General features: G+C 59.8%; 16 protein-coding genes and 1 riboswitch. Of the genes, 8 read left to right on the top strand and 8 right to left on the bottom strand.

Annotation, left to right across the window (positions count from 1 at the left end; all coding sequences use genetic code 11):
- The first annotated feature begins 76 nt into the window (after nucleotides 1-76).
- The 4 genes from carA (at nucleotide 77) to F7P80_RS04365 (ending at nucleotide 5,635) form a co-directional block, all read left to right on the top strand.
- Complete coding sequence (gene carA, locus F7P80_RS04380) at nucleotides 77-1,249, top strand: glutamine-hydrolyzing carbamoyl-phosphate synthase small subunit (protein ID WP_054066868.1); 1,173 nt, start codon at nucleotides 77-79, stop codon at nucleotides 1,247-1,249.
- Entirely contained in the window at nucleotides 1,242-4,493 is a 3,252-nt protein-coding gene (gene carB / locus F7P80_RS04375; protein ID WP_054066869.1) for a carbamoyl-phosphate synthase large subunit, read from the top strand. Before carA ends, carB begins: the two co-directional genes overlap by 8 nt.
- Before the next feature lie 212 nt (nucleotides 4,494-4,705).
- Nucleotides 4,706-5,182 (top strand): transcription elongation factor GreA, encoded by a 477-nt coding sequence (gene greA / locus F7P80_RS04370; protein ID WP_054066943.1) that lies wholly within the window; start codon nucleotides 4,706-4,708, stop codon nucleotides 5,180-5,182.
- An 18-nt stretch (nucleotides 5,183-5,200) separates the two neighbouring features.
- The gene (locus F7P80_RS04365; RefSeq protein ID WP_151043054.1) at nucleotides 5,201-5,635 is read left to right on the top strand and encodes a hypothetical protein; all 435 of its coding nucleotides are present in this window, start codon (nucleotides 5,201-5,203) and stop codon (nucleotides 5,633-5,635) included.
- 78 nt (nucleotides 5,636-5,713) lie between these two features.
- On the opposite strand, the gene F7P80_RS04360 is transcribed toward F7P80_RS04365, so the two are convergent.
- From F7P80_RS04360 to F7P80_RS04340, 5 genes are all read right to left on the bottom strand, one after another.
- A complete protein-coding gene (locus F7P80_RS04360) occupies nucleotides 5,714-6,796 on the bottom strand; it encodes a porin (RefSeq protein WP_151043052.1) in 1,083 nt (360 codons plus the stop codon).
- Between the two features lie 156 nt (nucleotides 6,797-6,952).
- The gene (gene thiE / locus F7P80_RS04355; RefSeq protein ID WP_054066872.1) at nucleotides 6,953-7,867 is read right to left on the bottom strand and encodes a thiamine phosphate synthase; all 915 of its coding nucleotides are present in this window, start codon (nucleotides 7,865-7,867) and stop codon (nucleotides 6,953-6,955) included.
- Nucleotides 7,860-8,669, bottom strand: a complete 810-nt coding sequence (locus tag F7P80_RS04350; protein ID WP_054066944.1) for a thiazole synthase — start codon at nucleotides 8,667-8,669, stop codon at nucleotides 7,860-7,862. Before F7P80_RS04350 ends, thiE begins: the two co-directional genes overlap by 8 nt.
- Nucleotides 8,670-8,742: 73 nt before the next feature.
- Nucleotides 8,743-8,940 (bottom strand): sulfur carrier protein ThiS, encoded by a 198-nt coding sequence (gene thiS, locus F7P80_RS04345; protein WP_054066945.1) that lies wholly within the window; start codon nucleotides 8,938-8,940, stop codon nucleotides 8,743-8,745.
- 37 nt (nucleotides 8,941-8,977) lie between these two features.
- Nucleotides 8,978-10,081, bottom strand: a complete 1,104-nt coding sequence (locus F7P80_RS04340; RefSeq protein ID WP_151043050.1) for an FAD-dependent oxidoreductase — start codon at nucleotides 10,079-10,081, stop codon at nucleotides 8,978-8,980.
- A 281-nt stretch (nucleotides 10,082-10,362) separates the two neighbouring features.
- Here F7P80_RS04340 and thiD point away from each other — a divergent pair, with 281 nt between their 5' ends.
- On the top strand, nucleotides 10,363-11,229 hold the full coding sequence (gene thiD / locus F7P80_RS04335; protein WP_054066873.1) for a bifunctional hydroxymethylpyrimidine kinase/phosphomethylpyrimidine kinase: 867 nt from the start codon (nucleotides 10,363-10,365) through the stop codon (nucleotides 11,227-11,229).
- 76 nt (nucleotides 11,230-11,305) lie between these two features.
- Here the strand turns inward: thiD and F7P80_RS04330 are convergent, their stop codons facing one another.
- The 3 genes from F7P80_RS04330 to F7P80_RS04320 all read right to left on the bottom strand — a co-directional run bounded on the left by F7P80_RS04330 (nucleotide 11,306) and on the right by F7P80_RS04320 (nucleotide 14,965).
- Nucleotides 11,306-11,791, bottom strand: a complete 486-nt coding sequence (locus tag F7P80_RS04330) for an SH3 domain-containing protein (RefSeq protein ID WP_249041373.1) — start codon at nucleotides 11,789-11,791, stop codon at nucleotides 11,306-11,308.
- A gap of 496 nt (nucleotides 11,792-12,287) precedes the next feature.
- Nucleotides 12,288-13,568, bottom strand: coding sequence for a purine-cytosine permease family protein (locus F7P80_RS04325; protein ID WP_151043048.1), 1,281 nt, complete (start codon nucleotides 13,566-13,568; stop codon nucleotides 12,288-12,290).
- Between the two features lie 70 nt (nucleotides 13,569-13,638).
- Nucleotides 13,639-13,741, bottom strand: a riboswitch (TPP riboswitch).
- 90 nt (nucleotides 13,742-13,831) lie between these two features.
- Nucleotides 13,832-14,965 (bottom strand): aminotransferase class V-fold PLP-dependent enzyme, encoded by a 1,134-nt coding sequence (locus F7P80_RS04320; RefSeq protein WP_077344869.1) that lies wholly within the window; start codon nucleotides 14,963-14,965, stop codon nucleotides 13,832-13,834.
- Nucleotides 14,966-15,142: 177 nt separating this feature from the next.
- Here F7P80_RS04320 and F7P80_RS04315 point away from each other — a divergent pair, with 177 nt between their 5' ends.
- The 3 genes from F7P80_RS04315 (at nucleotide 15,143) to F7P80_RS04305 (ending at nucleotide 17,559) form a co-directional block, all read left to right on the top strand.
- Nucleotides 15,143-15,427, top strand: a complete 285-nt coding sequence (locus F7P80_RS04315) for a hypothetical protein (RefSeq protein WP_151043046.1) — start codon at nucleotides 15,143-15,145, stop codon at nucleotides 15,425-15,427.
- A gap of 314 nt (nucleotides 15,428-15,741) precedes the next feature.
- The gene (locus F7P80_RS04310; RefSeq protein WP_151043044.1) at nucleotides 15,742-16,461 is read left to right on the top strand and encodes a Crp/Fnr family transcriptional regulator; all 720 of its coding nucleotides are present in this window, start codon (nucleotides 15,742-15,744) and stop codon (nucleotides 16,459-16,461) included.
- Nucleotides 16,462-16,467: 6 nt separating this feature from the next.
- Entirely contained in the window at nucleotides 16,468-17,559 is a 1,092-nt protein-coding gene (locus F7P80_RS04305) for a phosphotransferase (RefSeq protein WP_151043042.1), read from the top strand.
- Nucleotides 17,560-17,620 lie beyond the last annotated feature (61 nt).

The following is a 17,620-nucleotide window of genomic DNA, read 5'->3' as shown; positions in this document are numbered from 1 at the left end:
AGTAGCCACTTGCTCCACGACGCTAGGTCGCAGGAGCACGCGCTGGGCGTAACCGTATTTAGAACCGGAGAATCCAGTGCTTTTGTCTCTTCAGGGAAGCTTCCCATCCGCCATCCTGGCGCTCGCAGACGGCACGGTCTTTATTGGCAATTCCATTGGTGCGCAAGGCACCACCGTGGGTGAAGTGGTGTTCAACACTGCTATCACTGGCTATCAGGAAATCCTCACCGATCCTAGCTACTGCCAACAGATCGTTACGCTGACATACCCCCACATCGGCAACTACGGTGTGAACCGAGAGGATGTGGAAGCCGACAAAGTCCATGCTGCAGGTTTGATCATCAAGAATCTGCCACTGCTGGCCAGCAACTTCCGCTGCGATGAAACTTTGTCCCAATATTTGGTGCGCAACCACACCGTTGCCATTGCCAACATTGACACCCGCAAGCTGACACGCCTGCTGCGAGACAAGGGCGCGCAAAACGGTGCCATCGTCGGTCTGGCAGCGGGTGAGCAAGTGACCCAGGCCAAGATTGACGAAGCACTGGCGGCTGCCAAGGCTGCGCCAGCCATGAAGGGGCTGGATCTGGCCAAGGTGGTGACCACCGAAGCTGCCTACGACTGGACGGAAACCGAGTGGAAGCTGGGCGAAGGCTACGGCAAGCTCGAGAGCCCCAAGTTCCACGTCGTGGCCTATGACTTTGGCGTGAAGAAGAACATCCTGCGCATGCTGGCTGAGCGCGGCTGCAAGCTGACCGTGGTTCCTGCCAAGACGCCTGCCAAGGACGTGCTGGCGCTGAATCCTGATGGTGTATTCCTGTCCAACGGCCCTGGCGACCCAGCGCCTTGCGACTACGCCATTGCTGCGGCGCAGGAAATCATGGCCGCCAAAAAGCCTTTGTTTGGCATCTGTCTGGGCCACCAGATCATGGCCCTGGCCTCGGGTGCCAAGACCTTCAAGATGCAGAACAGCCACCACGGTGCCAACCACCCTGTGAAGGAATTGGCCACCGGCCGCGTGAGCATCACTAGCCAGAACCACGGTTTTGCCGTGGAAATGGATACCCTGCCAGCCAATGTTCGCCCCACGCACATCAGCCTGTTTGACGGCACGCTGCAAGGCCTGGAACGCACCGATGTGCCCGCCTTCTGCTTCCAGGGCCACCCCGAGGCTTCGCCCGGACCCCATGACATCGCCTATTTGTTTGACCGCTTTACCGCGCTGATGGAGAGCCACAAAAATGCCTAAGCGCACCGACCTCAAAAGCATTCTGATCATTGGCGCTGGCCCCATCGTGATTGGCCAGGCCTGTGAATTCGACTACTCCGGCGTGCAGGCCTGCAAGGCGCTGCGCGAAGAGGGTTACAAGGTCATTCTGATCAACAGCAACCCAGCGACGATCATGACCGACCCCAATACGGCGGACGTGACCTACATCGAGCCCATCACCTGGCAGACGGTCGAGAAGATCATCGCCAAGGAGCGCCCCGATGCCATCCTGCCCACCATGGGTGGCCAGACTGCGCTGAACTGCGCGCTGGATCTGTGGAAGCACGGTGTGCTGGATAAGTACAACGTGGAGCTGATCGGTGCCAAGCCTGAAGCCATCGACAAGGCAGAAGACCGCCTGAAGTTCAAGGACGCCATGACCAAGATTGGTCTGGGCTCCGCACGCTCGGGCATTGCGCACTCCATGGAAGAAGCCTGGGAAGTGCAAAAGCACGTGGGTTTCCCCACCGTGATTCGCCCCAGCTTCACGCTGGGCGGCACAGGCGGTGGCATTGCCTACAACGCCGAAGAATTCGAGACCATCTGCAAGCGCGGTCTGGAAGCATCCCCCACCAACGAGCTCCTGATTGAAGAGTCGCTGCTGGGCTGGAAAGAGTACGAGATGGAAGTGGTGCGCGACAAGGCGGACAACTGCATCATCGTGTGCTCGATCGAAAACCTGGACCCCATGGGTGTACACACCGGTGACTCCATCACCGTGGCGCCTGCACAGACGCTGACCGACAAGGAATACCAGATCATGCGCAATGCCTCGCTGGCAGTGCTGCGTGAAATTGGTGTGGACACTGGCGGCTCCAACGTGCAGTTCTCGGTGAATCCCAAGGACGGTCGCATGATCGTCATTGAGATGAACCCCCGCGTCTCGCGTTCCTCGGCACTGGCTTCCAAGGCCACAGGTTTCCCAATTGCCAAGATCGCGGCCAAGCTGGCTGTGGGCTTTACGCTGGACGAGCTCAAGAACGAAATCACCGGTGGCGCAACCCCCGCATCGTTCGAGCCCACCATCGACTACGTGGTCACCAAGATCCCACGTTTTGCGTTCGAGAAGTTCCCTGCTGCTGACAACCGCCTGACCACCCAGATGAAGTCTGTGGGTGAGGTGATGGCCATTGGCCGTACCTTCCAGGAATCCTTCCAGAAGGCCCTGCGTGGTCTGGAAGTGGGCGTGGACGGCATGAACGAGAAGACCCAGGACCGCGAAATCCTGGAAAAGGAACTGGGCGAGCCTGGTCCCGAGCGCATCTGGTACGTGGGCGATGCCTTCGCTGCCGGCTGGACGCTGGATGAAGTGCACAACATCACCAAGATCGACAAGTGGTTCCTGGTGCAGATCGAAGAGATCGTGAAGATCGAACTCGAACTGGACAAGCACTACGAAGCCCATGGTGACAAGGCGCTGTCCATGCTGGACGCTGCTACGCTGCGCGCCTTGAAGCAAAAGGGCTTCTCTGACCGTCGCCTGGCCAAGCTGCTGCACACCACCGACAAGGCCGTGCGCGAAGCCCGCAAGGCACTGAAGGTGCGCCCCGTGTTCAAGCGCGTGGACACCTGCGCAGCGGAGTTCGCCTCCAACACCGCCTACATGTATTCGACTTATGACGAAGAGTGCGAAGCCGCACCTTCGGACAAGAAGAAGATCATGGTGCTGGGTGGTGGCCCCAACCGCATCGGCCAAGGTATTGAGTTTGACTACTGCTGCGTGCACGCAGCCATGGCCATGCGCGAAGATGGTTACGAAACCATCATGGTCAACTGCAACCCCGAAACCGTTTCGACCGACTACGACACGTCCGACCGCCTGTACTTCGAGCCACTGACGCTGGAAGACGTGCTGGAAATCGTGGACGTGGAGCAGCCTGACGGCGTGATCGTGCAATACGGCGGTCAGACACCTTTGAAGCTGGCCCTGGGTCTGGAGCGCGAAGGCGTGAAGATCATCGGCACGACCCCTGACATGATTGACGCAGCCGAAGACCGTGAGCGCTTCCAGAAGCTGCTCAACGACCTGGGTCTGCGCCAGCCACCTAACGCGACTGCGCGTACGGAAGAAGAAGCACTGGAAAAGGCTGCTGGCCTGGGCTATCCCCTGGTGGTGCGTCCTTCCTACGTGCTGGGCGGCCGTGCGATGGAAATCGTGCACGAGCAGCGCGACCTGGAGCGCTATATGCGCGAAGCCGTGAAGGTTTCCAACGACTCCCCCGTGTTGCTGGACCACTTCCTGTCCAACGCCATTGAGTGCGATGTGGACTGTGTGCGTGACAAGACAGGTGCCGTGTACATCGGCGGTGTGATGGAGCACATCGAACAAGCGGGCGTGCACTCCGGTGACTCGGCCTGCTCGCTGCCTCCTTACTACCTGAAGGCTGACACTGTGGCTGAAATCAAGCGCCAGACCGCTGCCATGGCCGCAGGCCTGAACGTGGTGGGCCTGATGAACGTGCAGTTCGCCATCAAGGAGCAAGACGGCCAGGACGTGATCTACGTGCTGGAAGTGAACCCCCGTGCTTCGCGTACCGTGCCTTTCGTCTCCAAGGCGACCGGCGTGCAGCTGGCCAAGGTGGCAGCACGCTGCATGGCCGGTGACACTCTGGCAGAGCAGGGCATCACCAAGGAAGTGACACCGCCTTACTTCAGCGTCAAGGAAGCGGTGTTCCCCTTCGTGAAGTTCCCCGGTGTGGACACCATCCTCGGCCCTGAGATGAAGTCCACTGGTGAAGTCATGGGCGTAGGCAAGACCTTCGGCGAAGCCTTTGTGAAGAGCCAGCTGGGCGCAGGCGTGAATCTGCCTGAGTCTGGCAAGGTGTTCCTGTCGGTGAAGAACAACGACAAGGCACGTGCCGTGGCTGTGGGCAAGGAGCTGGCTGCCATGGGTTACACCCTGTGCGCTACGCGCGGCACTGCAGCTGCTCTGGCAGAAGCGGGCCTGGAAGTGCAGGCTGTGAACAAGGTGGCAGAAGGTCGCCCTCACATCGTGGACATGATCAAGAATGGCGAAATCGCCATGGTCATCAACACGGTGGAAGAGCGCCGCAACGCCATTGCGGACTCCCGCGCCATCCGTACCAGCGCTTTGCTCAACCGCGTGACCACCTTCACCACCATCTTCGGCGCAGAAGCTGCCGTGGATGGCATGAAGGCCATGCGTGGCGATCTGGAAGTACATTCGGTGCAGGAATTGCACGCAATGTTGCAGCATTCATAGGCTGCATCGGGTTTTACTGAGGGTCGGCGGCTGTAAACACGGCATAATTGATCCCTAAACCTAGGAACACCGCCGCGCGGCTCACTGCGCGGCGGTTTGCTTTTGGGGCGTCCCATCCATACAGCCACGTCGTGTGGCGCTCTGGACATGCCCTTGTGGCGCAACTGCGCAATCGTGCGCGTGTACGCCCAGCCGTATGTGGAGAAACTGACATGGCAACCATTCCAATTACCAAGCGTGGCGCAGAAAAGCTCAAGGCCGAGCTGCAGCGCCTGAAGACTGTGGACCGTCCTGAAGTGATTCAGGCCATCGCCGAAGCACGTGCCCAGGGCGACCTGAGTGAAAACGCCGAGTACGAGTCCGCCAAGGATCGCCAGGGCTTTATTGAAGGTCGCATCATGGAGATCGAAGGCAAGCTCTCGACCGCACAGATCATTGACCCCGCCGCACTCGATGCGCAGGGCCGCGTGGTGTTTGGCGCGACTGTCGATCTGGAAGACGAAGACACGGGCAACCAGGTGACCTACCAGATCGTGGGTGAAGACGAGGCCGATCTGAAGCACGGCCTGATCAACATCTCCAGCCCTATTGCCCGCGCCCTGATCGGTAAGGAAGAGGGCGATGTGGCCGAAGTGCAGGCCCCCGGTGGTGTGCGCCGCTACGAAATCGTTGCGGTCAAGTACATCTAAGGCAACGCTTCAGCAGGCATGGCCACACACAGCACACGCCCCAAAGCTGCGCTGGCGCTCACTGGCAGCTGGCTGCTGACGCTCAGTCTGAGCACGCTGGCCGTGGCCGTGCTGCTGCACAGTGCCAGCAACTGGCATGCGGTGCGTGACCAGCTGCAGCAGCTGAGTTTGTGGCAGTCATGGATTTCTATAGCAGCTTGCGCTGGTCTGCTGGTCATTTCGCGTAAAAAACACTCGGAAAACCAGCAGGAATGGGCGCAAGGCGCTCTACTTATTTATGTGATCGGAGGCTTGCTGACTGCGCTGGTGCTGCACCATGGTGTGCTGACACAGTTTCTGGCGCAGCACGAGAGTCTGCTGCGTCAGGCACAGGTGCTGGTACTGCTGGCGCTGCACTGGCTGTGTGCCGTGCTGACACTGCGCAGCCTCTGGCGATTCCGCCAGGCTGGCTGATACGGCTGCTGAACACCATCCATGAAAAAAACCGCTGGGCGCAAGCCGCAGCGGTTTTTTCTTGCCAGCAGATGTAGCTTAGAAACGGTGGCGGATACCCACGGCTACGCTGGTGCCGGAACCGTTGCTTGCTGTGAATGGAGAAGGCATGTTCTTGATCTTGTCGTACATCACCACGGTGTACACATCGGTGCGCTTGGACAGGAAGTGGTCATAGCCCAGGGTATAGGTGGTGCGTTTGATATCTGCAGGGTTAGCAGTTTCTGCCTTGGTGTAGGCCGCAGCAGCCTTGAAGGTGCCAGCCTTGGTTACAGGCACGTCTACGCCCAGCGATGTGGTCTTGGCGTCGTACTTGGGTACAGTCGAGTCCTTGACCTTGGATTGGCCGTATGTGGCATATAGCTTGGCTACGGAGAAGTCATAGCTGCCGCCCAGCATCCAGTTTTGCTTGGTAGGCTGCTCTGAAGTGTTGGGGTTACGAATCTGAGCGCGCTCGATGAAAGCAGACAGGGCCAGCGGGCCCTGGAAGTACAGCACATTGGCGCCTACGTTCTTCTTGTTCTTGTTGTCGCCGCTTTGCTCACCAAATTGGTAGTGCAGGTTGGCGCTCAGACCACCAAAGCTGGGAGTGCTATAGGTGATCTGGTTGCTCCAGCCAGTGTCCGCAGCTGTGGTCTTGTAGTTGTGGGTATCATCCACACCCCAGCCCGTATTGGCGTGCAGCACCAGCGGCGAGACAGTGAAGGAGTCACCGTAGGGGTTGAACAGGATGGTAGGCAGGAAGTTGGGGGCCATGGAGCGGCCCAGCTTTACCGTACCAAAGCCACCAGACAGGGAGACATTGGCGTCACGCGCGAAGAAAGTTTCGTCGTAGGCGCCGGAGCCTACGTCCCAACGACCAGGGGTGCCGGTGTCTGCGCGGAAGAAAGCACCCAGTGCAAAGCCAGCCTTCAGACCATTGCCCAGGTCTTCCGTGCCCTTGATGCCCCACCACGATGTGGTCAGGCCGCCAGAACCCACCTGGCTGGTGCGTGCACCACCGGGAGCCTTCATGGAGCCGACATACATGTCGACCAGTCCAGACAGTTCTACGTTGCTTTGGGCGTGCGCAGTACCCAGGCATGCCAGCGCGGCACCCAGGGCGATCAGAGTGTGTTTCATGGGGGAATCCCTCAAAAGGTCAATAGCTAAGCTTGAAATTTTTTGAGCGAACTGCAGGCTGAAAACACTGTCTGCAGTTGCTTTTGCTTATAAAGCATGAGCCGTGCCAAATCGAGGGATGGTTGTGGGTACTACGTAAGATGAAGTAGTAGGTCTTTACTTGCTGTGCATGCGGCTGAGCAAATCTTGTGCTGCGGCTTCTGGATCTGGCGCATTGACCAGTGCACGCACCACAGCAATCGAGCCCACGCCAGTGCTCAATACCTGTGGGAACTGCTCAGCCGCAATGCCGCCAATGGCCACCAGTGGGTACTGCTGCATCAGCCGCACATAGGCCTGCAGGCGTGCCACACCTTGCGGTGCGGTGGCCATTTTCTTGAGCGTGGTGGGGAACACGGCACCAAGGGCGATATAGCTGGGCTGCACCGCATGGGCGCGCACCATTTCGGCGTAGCCGTGGGTGCTCACGCCCAGACGCAGGCCACTGGCACGGATGGCGTCCAGTTGCGCACCTTCGAGTGCATCGAGGTCCTCCTGGCCCACGTGGATGCCGTATGCACCTGCATCAATGGCAGCCTGCCAGTGGTCGTTGATAAACAGGCGTGCGTTGGTGCCTTGCACGGCTGCCACAGCGGCCTGCACTTCGCGGCGAATGGCTGCCTGGTCATCGCTTTTGAAGCGCAGCTGCACCGTGGGCACACCTGCGCGGGCCATGCGTCCCACCCATTCGGCAGTGGGTAGTACGCCGTACAGACCCAGAGCACGTGGGCATTCTGGGAAAGCCAGCGTGGGGTCTGCACCTGCCAGGCCAAAGTCCTGCGGGTCATCAGGCCAGTGGGCGGCATCGAACTGGCCAGTACGTTCTGTCTGGCGCTGCCAGGCCTGGGCCAGGCATTCGGCGTCAATGGCGATAAAGCCCAGCGCGCTGCAGGCCTGCAAAGCGGCGAGGTACGCCGGTTCGCTGCGGCTGGGGGCTGGCACAGGCTGCGAGGGCAGCGTGTCAGACGTAAAGGTGGCGCGGTGCGCGGCCACGATGGCGCTGGCCATCTCGGTGATGTGCTGCTCAGTCATGGTGCCAGAACGGTGTGCCAAGAACGGGGGTGCTGGGCTGGGCGGCAGATTGCTCAGCCATGGCACCAGCCAGATAGCCATCACGGCCAGCCTGCACGGCATCGGCAAAGGCACCAGCCATGCGCACGGGGTCTTCCGACAGGGCCACGGCGGTGTTGAGCAGCACGCCATCAAAGCCCCACTCCATGACGGTGCAAGCGTGCGAGGGGCGGCCCAGACCGGCGTCCACGATCAGTGGCACATTCAGGCGCTCGCGCAGCACCTGCATGGCATAGGGGTTGGCAGGGCCACGGCCTGTGCCAATGGGGGCAGCCCAGGGCATGACGGCCTGGCAGCCGACGTCCACCAGGCGCTGGCACAGCACCAGGTCTTCGGTGCAGTAGGGTAGCACCTGAAAGCCGTCTTTGATAAGGATGGAGGCAGCTTCCACCAGATTCAGCGTATCGGGCTGCAAGGTGTAGTCGTCGCCAATCAGCTCCAGCTTGATCCAGGGCGTGTCAAACACTTCACGCGCCATCTGGGCGGTGGTGACGGCTTCCTGGATGGTCATGCAGCCCGCGGTGTTGGGCAGCACGGGCACGTTGAGTTTGCGCAGCAGCTCCCAGAAGCTGGCGCCGGTTTCGGCGGCATTGCTGCCCTGGCGGCGCAGGGAGGCGGTGACCATGGCGGGCTTGGCGCGTGTAACGGCGGCTTCCAGCACCGCAGGCGATGGGTAGCGCGAGGTGCCCAGCAGCAGGCGGCTGTGGAAGGTCTGGCCGTACAGCACCAGGCTGTCGGTGGCAGAAGAAGTCTCAGTAGTCATATCGTTTTGATAGCTGCCAGCGCCCGTAAGATAAGCGCTAGAGGCCAATTTCATTCAAATTTCTGAAAGATGCTCAGCCGCCTGTGACAGGGGCAATGATTTCCAGGCGATCGCCCGCTTGCAGGGTGCGAGTGGCATAGCCGGACTTGGGTACGAATTCCGTATTCACGGCAACGGCAAACGGTGGCTTGGGTTGCCATTGGGCAACGGCATCGGCCACGGTGGCGTGGTCAGGCAGTTCCACGGTTTGTTGGTTGATGGTGATGTGCATGTCTGTCCAGATCAGGGCAAAGACGGGGTAGAAAAAATCAGACGCCAGCAGGCTGGTGCACGGGCACGTCAAAGCGTTCGGCCAGCTCGGTGCTACCGGTGCGCAGTATCTGCAGCGTGACGTCGAGCATAGCCGGAGAAATCATGTAGCCATGGCGGTACAGGCCGTTGACCTGCAGCACGCGCTCGCTCAGCCAGCGCACGGCAGGCAGATTGTCTGGCAGCGTAGGGCGGCATTGGGTGGCAATTTCCAGAATGCGTGCTTCGGCAAACCCTGAGTGCACGGTGTAGAGGGCGCTGAGCAGCTCCATGACCGAGCGCAGGCTGGCTGGGCTCATGTCGTCAGATTCGATCTCGGTCGCGCCAATCACAAACAAATGGTTTTCCTTGGGTGCGATGTACAGCGGATAGCGGGGGTGCACCAGGCGTGTGGGGCGCTGCAGGGTCACTTCAGGTGCATACACGCGCACGACCTCGCCGCGTATGCCGCGCAGGGATTTCCATTCGGTGCGCGCGCCCAGGCCGCGGGCGTCAATCACCAGATCGGGCTGGCCTGCGGTACCAGGCGCAAAGTCGGTGGTTTCGCGTGGGGTGTGCCAGTGAAAATTAACGCCCAGGCGTGTCAGTGTTTTTTCAAGGGCAGCCAGCAGCTGGCGGTTGTCCAGCTGGCCTTCACCGGGCAGGTAGACGCCCTGAGTAAAACGGCCCTGCAGGGCGGGCTCTACGTCGTTCAGGCGCTGGGCGTTCAGGTTTTCCAGCGCTGGCAGCGTGGGGTTGATTCGGCGGTTTTTCTCAAACAGTCCGCACAGGCGGTTGGCGTCTGCTGTGTCCTGACGGTGCCAGACAACGAGCGTGCCGTTTTGCTGAAAGAAGACGTGCTCCTGGAGTTGCGCAATCAGCTCAGGCCAGCGCGTGAGGCCATACTGGCCCATGCGCACCACGCCGGGTTCGGTGATGGCCGACTCCGCCAGTGGCGCCAGCATGGCTGCTGCCACGCGAGCGGCGGCCCCATCGGCTTCGGGTCCCTTGGCTTCGAACATGTCCACGCGATGCCCTTCACGTGCCAGCTCCAGGGCCAGCAGACGGCCCATCAGGCCTGCGCCCAGAATGGCAATGTGTGAAGGTGAGGTCAGAGCGATCATGGTGAGTGTTTACGTCCGTTTATCTGTGTCGCCAAGGACAAAACGGGCGTGCTGCCGCTCCGGTGAAACTCCCCACGCCAGCATGATCTGGATCGGGTAGCGGGGCCTGCATGGCTGCATTGTCTGCCCCAGGGTCTTTCTCAGCCGCGCACCGGGCTGCCGTTCGTTGGCAGTTCTGGCGGGACACCCCTGTTTCGTCCACAAGCCTCGATTACAGCACAGCAGGGGGCACTGCGGGGCTGAGGCAGGAACAAGCCTTGGCTTGAGTCATAATTTTTCGTATGACGATGCAACAGATGCCTTCGGGCAGTGCCACTTCCTCCCTGCCGCGCTATGCGCGTGTGCTCTCCATCGCTGGCTCGGACAGCGGCGGTGGCGCAGGTATCCAGGCTGACCTCAAGACTTTTGCCGCACTGGGCTGCTATGGCATGACGGCGATTACCGCCATTACCGCACAGAACACGCAAGGTGTGCGCGCCATCCACGGTATTCCCCCCGAGATGCTGCAGGCGCAGATCGATGCCGTGATGCAGGATATTGGTGCAGACGCCATCAAGATCGGCATGCTGCACGCGCCAGAGATTGTGCATGTCGTGGCCGATGCCATTCGCCGCCATGGCATCACCAAGGTGGTGCTCGACCCAGTGATGGTCGCCACCAGTGGTGACAAGCTCATCCATGATGAAACCGCAGAAGTGCTGGTGCGCGAGCTGTTTCCGCTGGCGACCGTCATCACGCCCAACCTGGACGAAGCAGGCTGGCTGATTGGACGCAAGATTGAAGATGTCTCAGACATGGAAGCTGCCGCCCAGGCGTTGCTGAATATGGGCGCGCCGCATGTGCTGCTCAAGGGCGGCCATCTGCCTGGTGAATGGGTGGTAGACCTGCTGGCAGGCAAGGACGGCTTGCGCAAGGAACTGGGCAGCCAGCGAATTCATACGCACAACGGCCACGGCACGGGCTGCACGCTCTCGTCTGCGATTGCGGCGCACATGGCGCTAGGGTTTGAACTGCAGCCTGCGGTGGAGAGTGCGCGCACCTATATCGTGGGGGCAATTGCCTCGGGTGCGCAGGTACATACAGGGCAGGGCCATGGGCCGCTGAACCATGGTTTTGCACCATTGCCTCAGATGATTTTCAGGGGCTAGGGCTTATCCAGACTGCGCAAGCAGCTATAAAAAACGGCGCTTGAAGCGCCGTTTGCGGTTTGGGTGAGGGAAGTTCTTACCAGCCCCAGCCCAGGCTGGTAGACATCCAGCCTTCCTGGCCGTCAGCAGTTTGGATCTTGGCCCAGTCACTCTGCTTTTCCAGCGTCTTGACGATGTCGTACTTGTTCAGCTTGGTCACGACTGCGTGGTTGGTACCAGGGCCTGAGCGCAGGTTCACTGTATTGGCCTTGACCAGGAAGTGGGGCTCATCGGTGGTCAAGGGTTTGTGCACCCAGCCCAGCACGCCTTCAAAGTCCTTGACCTTGAGCCAGTCACCTTCGCGTGCAATCACTTGCACGGGATAGCCTTTGATCAGCTCCCAGGCAATTTCAGACTTGGTGGTCGGTTTGGCGCGAATGTTGACGGTGTTGCCCTTGATACTCAGAAACTCTTGTGCTTGGGCTAGCGTAGGGGCAGCAGTCAGCATGCCAGTCAGCAACAGCGTCGCAAAGCCTCCACGGCGCAGGGAGCGGGTGAGGTGAAGGGTGAATGAGTGCAACACGCGGCAATAACTCCTGTTAATCAATGGGATGAGGCACCGGGCTCACTCAAACATGCCGGTGGTTGAGCACCTGCGTAACCCGGCGGTATCACCAGTGCAAGCCTGTGACTTGCCTTGTGGTGTGAGCGGTGCTTCGAGCGTAATACACAGTGCCTCACATGGGGTGATCATGCCGCACAGCGTCTGATAGAAAGTTGTTTTCCTCCAAGCTCAGAAGGCATGTGCTGACATTTTTACAACGCGGCGCATATTAACTGCTGAAACCTTTGGACACAACTAAACTGCGCAAGCAATTTTGCGCTGGATGAAAGCATGACAAAGCAGCAAGGTCTGGCTGTTGCATTCCAGTGCCGTATATGCAGGACGAGCATGCCTTGTGCCAGCTCCTATCTCTCAACGGTAGCCTGCGGCTATTGAAATGGCGCTGTCGGGATGTATGTCCCGTACAGCGCCATTGCAGTCTTCAGTGATTTCTCAGTGGTTTATCAGTGGTTTATCAGCTGACTGCGCTACGCGGCAGGCATCGTGCCAGCACAAAGCAGATCAGCAGGGTAGGAATGGCGCGGCCTGCATCCTCGCTGATCAGCGGCATGCAGTGGTAGAGCACAATGCCACCTAGCCACAGCACGACGGTGCTCCAGCGCACGCTGTGCATGGTCTGCAGCTGTATTTGCGGCTGCCAGGCCAGGCGTCCCAGAATCACGCCAAACAGAGGTACAAACACCGAGCTGAGCAGCAGCAGAAATGGCTCAATGCTGTGCATGGGCAGCACCATTGCCAGCAGCACGCAGACCAGCGTCAGCAGCAGCCCCCACTGGCGCACACTCCAGCGCGGCAGCACGCTGTGCACCGCCATGGCGCCGGAGTAGGTGTCGCCATAGGCGTTGTCGACCTCGTCAATCAGAATCAGGCTCAGTGCAATCAGCCCCCCCTGAGCCAGCAGCAAGGCGGTGACCAGATCCTGGCTTGGCAGCGTCAATGCCACCAGCACGCCCAGTCCGTAGCACCAGATGTTGGCCAGCGCAAAGCCCAGCCAGGTGCCATGCAGGGCAGAGCGGCCATCGCGCCCGTGGCGTGCATAGTCAGCGACCAGCGGTAGCCAGGAAATGGGCATGGCTACCACCAGATCCATGGCTGGTAACCAGCCCATGCCGCCTGTGCCTTGCCGCTGCCAGATGTTGTGCCAGCCTTGCTGCAGTGCCAGCTGCACAAAGCTCCAGCTCAGCCACAGCAGCGACAGCACCACCAGCGGCAGTGCAACGCGTGCAATCAGCTGGCGCACCAGCTTGAGCATGGAGCCGCTGATCAGCAGGGCAATCACCATGCCCCAGAGCAGGGTGGCCATCACTGGCCAGTAGCTGGCCTGCATGCCCCCAGCCTCGCGGGCAATGGCGATGGTGGCATCGCGCATCACCACCAGTTCAAACGTACCCCAGCCAATGAGCTGCACCAGATTCAGCAGGATGGGCAGCTTGGCAAACTGCGTGCCGTAGACATGCGTCATCAGCGCAGCGCTGGAAAGCCCCGACCTGCAGGCAATCAATGCCATCCAGCCGAGCAGGCCTGCGCCCAGCAAGGAGCCCAGCACAATCGCCAGTACCGCCTGCTGGGTGGACAGTGCAGGCACCAGATAGGCACCCACCTGCATGACCAGCAGGCCTACGCCCAGACTGAACCACAATGCGGCATGGTCACGAAAACCAAAGACACGCTCTGTATGGTGGGTGGGTGACAGCGCCTGGTTGTGCGGCGCTGAAGCGGAAGAAGAAACAGACATGAATGCTCCGTATGTCAACGAAGCAGGGGCCGTGACGGCGCGCCACGCCGCACCGGGAACCACGGCGGGCGAATCACCAGAACAGCTTCCCTGCGCGAGGATGACCTCAATCAGGTTCAAAGGGTGTGATCTCAGCCCTGCTGCAGCGCAGCAGGACACCCCTAGCGAATGCCAGCAAAGTGGCGGGGCGGATTGTGCCTGTGGATGGGGGAAATAGCCAGTGGCCAGGACTTCACGGCGTGGAGGGCCTGCGTCGCGGAACGCTATGGCTGAAGTGCTCTTTGCAGCGCATCTACACAAAATGCCATGCTGTCCCAGGACGTGTCGTAGCTGGGTGAGAACCGCAGCACAGAGTGCAGCTGGCGGGCCTGCATATCCCATGGCGTAAAAGCTGCCGGACATAACGCCGCTTCAATGCCCTGGCGTTGCAGGCTGGTGTGGATATGTTCATGGCTGTGCGATACGCATTCCAGAGTCACGATGCCAGAGAGATGCTCGCGTTGTGGAATATGGACTTTGACCGCAGGGAGGGTCTGCAAGCGCTCTCGCAGCCATGTTGCACGTTCCTGGATTTGCTCTTGCACCTTGGCTGCGCCAGCAGCATTCCATTCGTCGAATGCCTGACTCAAACCCAGTCGCAAGGCGATGGATGACTCTGAGAGCTCCAGTTTTTTTGCATCCGTCCTATGGACCCACGTACTGTCTGTTTGCCATGGGCGGGAGAAGTGGTCTGCACCCAGTGGATGTAGGGAGGGTAAAAAGTCTGGATGCACATAGGCAAAACCTGTGCCGCGAGGCCCTCTGAGCCACTTGCGACCGGGAGCGGTGAGCGCAGTACATTGCAGTGCTTGCACGTCAATGTGCCACTGTCCCATGGCCTGCGCTGCATCAATCAGCAAGGGCGTCCTGTACTGCGCACAAAGTGCGCCAATGGTCTGTGCAGGTTGAATGAGCGGGCTGTTGGATGAAAACCAGGTCAGCACCACCAGACTGGTGGGTGTTTGCAGCAAGCGGTCCAAGGCATCTATATCCACAAGGCCATCAGCATTGCATGGCATTTCTTCGATGCGGACACCGTACTGCGCGCGCAGCTGCATCAAGACACCCAGGTTGCCTCCCCATTCATTGCGGGCAACGAGAATGCGCCCACCTTGGCGCCAATCCATGCTGCTGATGATGCGCCCCCAGCCGTCGCTATTACCTTGCGTCAAAGCGATATCTTCAGGGCGTGCATGGATAGCCTGCGCGATTTTTTGATAAACGCTGGCGATGTCTTTGTGTACCTGCTTGGCTGCGAGATAGCTGCCCATTTGCTGCTCTTGGCACATATAGGCATGCATGGTGTTGCGCGTAGCGTCCGACATCAGGCCGCAGGCGGCATGGTTGAGATAGTGCATGAAATGGGGGGTGAGTGGGAGCTTCTGGTCGGTGCTGACAGTCTAGGGCGCAGCGTGCCTGATGCACCTCGTATTCAACGTAGGCAGTCGTCAGGCTTTTGTCCCAGCCTGACTGGTCGACGACATCATCACCATCTCATGCCCTGCAGCTTTGCCAAGCTGCCTACACTTCACACCATGCCAAATCTCTATGACGCTTTGACGCAGATGCTGCGTGAGTACTGGAAGGCCCATGATGGCGCCTATCCCCAAGCCATTGAACTGATGCCCCAGGATCTGCAGGCGCTGCGAACAGGTCGCAAGCTGATCAATGAATCCATGAACTTTCAGTTGGACGAAGACTGGGGTGGGGAGTTTCTGGGCGTGCCGTTGCGTGAAGGGCAGATGAACTGTCTGGTCGCAGGTGATGGCCAGCGCCTGCCCGTACAGCTGACCGACGAGGAGCAGCCGCCTGCAGCCTGAATTTTGATCAAAATGGCTTTCAGGGCAGATGTAGTCTGCGCTGGAAGCTATGTATTTGGAAGCTGCCTCATCGCAGCAGCGTATGCAGTGGCACATGGTGGAGCAATCACCATGTGCTTTTTTTGTGGCTGGCTGCATGGGGTATGCAGGCAGCGGTATCCGATGCCTCAGGGTTTACCCGTGAAGCATCCGGCTGCAGGCATGAAGTCTGTCGCAAGGTTGACAGCGCAGAGGCTTGCAGCCGGGATGACTGGTGAATGGGCCGGTCTCTGACGCGACAATGGGGCGGTTTTTAGTCACAGACAAGACAGGCTATGGACGACCCGATTCTTACTATGGGAGAGAGAGAGGCGATCAATGCTGGTCGCTGGTTTTCATCCCTTTCCCCTTCATTGCGGCACGACATATTGCGATGCGCTTACGTCAAACGGTTCAAGGATGGTGCTTTGATCTGCGCGCGTGGCGAGGTGCCGGAGGAGTGGTTTGCGTGTGCCAGGGGGGCGGTGCGGGTCAGCTCCACCTCCATCACGGGCAAGCAGATCACACTCACCTATGTGGAGCCGGGGATCTGGTTTGGGGATACCTCAATTTTCGACGGAGACAGGCGCACGCACGATGCGTACGCACACGGCGCCACCACGCTGCTGTGTGTGGCCAAGGCGGATTTCAAACGCATTCTGGCAACGCACACGGAGTTTTACGAAGCCATGCTGTGGCTGGCAGCGCGGCGCATTCGCCAGCTCTATGGGCTGGTGGAGGACCTGAATACTTTGCCATTGCGTGCGCGGCTGGCCAAGCAGCTGCTGCATCTGGCGCGTAGCTATGGCATTCCCAGCCTGGCCAATGGCGAAGAAATTCGCATCGGCCTGCAACTGGCACAGGAAGAGCTGGCCCAGCTGCTCGGGGCTTCACGCCAGCGCGTGAACCAGGAGCTCAAGGGCATGGAGCGCGAGGGGGCCATCCGGATCGAACCGGGTGGTCTGGTGGTACGTGACCGCGATGCGCTGCTGCGTATTGTGGAAATAGACTTTTAAGGACTTATGAGCAACTTTGACCAATTTGTAGGTACCAGACCTGTCTCGGAAGCCCACGCTTTTGATCTTGCCGCACTGAGTGCCTGGATGCATTCCCATGTGGATGGCTTTGAAGGCCCCGTGCAGGCAGAGATGTTCAAAGGCGGCCAGTCCAACCCGACCTACAAACTGGTCACACCGGCGCGCAGCTATGTGATGCGCGCCAAGCCCGGCCCGGTAGCCAAGCTGCTGCCTTCGGCCCATGCGATTGAGCGCGAATTTCGCGTGATGCGTGCGCTGGCGGGTACCGATGTGCCCGTGCCCCACATGTATGCGCTGTGCGAGGATGAATCCATCATCGGCCGGGCCTTCTACATCATGGAGTTCAAGCAGGGGCGTGTGCTGTGGGATCAGGGCCTGCCGGGCATGGCGAACCCGCAGCGCGCAGCCATCTATGACGAGATGAACCGCGTGATTGCAGCGCTGCATACCGTAGATGTGCAGCAGCATGGGCTGAGTGACTACGGCAAGAGCGGCAATTACTTTGAGCGCCAGATTGGCCGCTGGAGCAAGCAGTACCAGGCCTCGATCACCCAGCCCATTGAGGAAATGGACCTCCTCATGGACTGGCTGCCTGCCCACATGCCCGATAGCGCCAGGGATGAGCGCAAGCTCTCCATCGTCCATGGTGACTACCGCATGGACAACCTGATGTTTGCACCCGAGGAAGACCGTGTGGTGGCCGTGCTGGACTGGGAGCTGTCCACACTGGGCCATCCGCTGGCGGACTTCAGCTACCACTGCATGGCCTGGCACATTCCCGCCAGCCTGGGGCGTGGTATTGGCGGGCTGGATATTGCCGCGCTGGGCATTCCCAGTGAGCAGGACTACATGCGCAGCTACTGCGAGCGTACCGGGCTGGCAACGCCCGAGCAGCTGCAGGCGGACTGGAACTTTTACCTGGCCTACAACATGTTCCGCATTGCGGCCATCTTGCAGGGCATTGCCAAACGCGTAGAGGCTGGCACGGCGTCCAGCGCACAGGCCAAGGCCGCGGGTGAGACAGCACGGCCCATGGCCCAGCTGGCCTGGGCCTACGCGCAAAAGCACGGCGCTTGAGTGTTCCTGCAGACACAGCAGGTCTGCAGGTTTTTTTCCTTCATGCATCAGACGGCAGGCG

Source organism: Comamonas kerstersii (assembly GCF_008801935.1).
GTDB lineage: Bacteria > Pseudomonadota > Gammaproteobacteria > Burkholderiales > Burkholderiaceae_C > Comamonas > Comamonas kerstersii.
This window is presented reverse-complemented; position numbering and strand designations above follow the sequence as displayed.

Coding starts and splice junctions, on each gene's coding strand:
- F7P80_RS04340 (WP_151043050.1), bottom strand. CDS start 10,081: ATGATCGCTCTGACCTCACCTTCACACATTGCCATTCTGGGCGCAGGC.
- thiD (WP_054066873.1), top strand. CDS start 10,363: ATGACGATGCAACAGATGCCTTCGGGCAGTGCCACTTCCTCCCTGCCG.
- F7P80_RS04325 (WP_151043048.1), bottom strand. CDS start 13,568: ATGTCTGTTTCTTCTTCCGCTTCAGCGCCGCACAACCAGGCGCTGTCA.
- F7P80_RS04320 (WP_077344869.1), bottom strand. CDS start 14,965: ATGCACTATCTCAACCATGCCGCCTGCGGCCTGATGTCGGACGCTACG.
- greA (WP_054066943.1), top strand. CDS start 4,706: ATGGCAACCATTCCAATTACCAAGCGTGGCGCAGAAAAGCTCAAGGCC.
- thiS (WP_054066945.1), bottom strand. CDS start 8,940: ATGCACATCACCATCAACCAACAAACCGTGGAACTGCCTGACCACGCC.
- thiE (WP_054066872.1), bottom strand. CDS start 7,867: ATGACTGAGCAGCACATCACCGAGATGGCCAGCGCCATCGTGGCCGCG.
- F7P80_RS04305 (WP_151043042.1), top strand. CDS start 16,468: ATGAGCAACTTTGACCAATTTGTAGGTACCAGACCTGTCTCGGAAGCC.
- F7P80_RS04315 (WP_151043046.1), top strand. CDS start 15,143: ATGCCAAATCTCTATGACGCTTTGACGCAGATGCTGCGTGAGTACTGG.
- F7P80_RS04360 (WP_151043052.1), bottom strand. CDS start 6,796: ATGAAACACACTCTGATCGCCCTGGGTGCCGCGCTGGCATGCCTGGGT.
- carB (WP_054066869.1), top strand. CDS start 1,242: ATGCCTAAGCGCACCGACCTCAAAAGCATTCTGATCATTGGCGCTGGC.
- F7P80_RS04310 (WP_151043044.1), top strand. CDS start 15,742: ATGGACGACCCGATTCTTACTATGGGAGAGAGAGAGGCGATCAATGCT.
- F7P80_RS04365 (WP_151043054.1), top strand. CDS start 5,201: ATGGCCACACACAGCACACGCCCCAAAGCTGCGCTGGCGCTCACTGGC.
- F7P80_RS04350 (WP_054066944.1), bottom strand. CDS start 8,669: ATGACTACTGAGACTTCTTCTGCCACCGACAGCCTGGTGCTGTACGGC.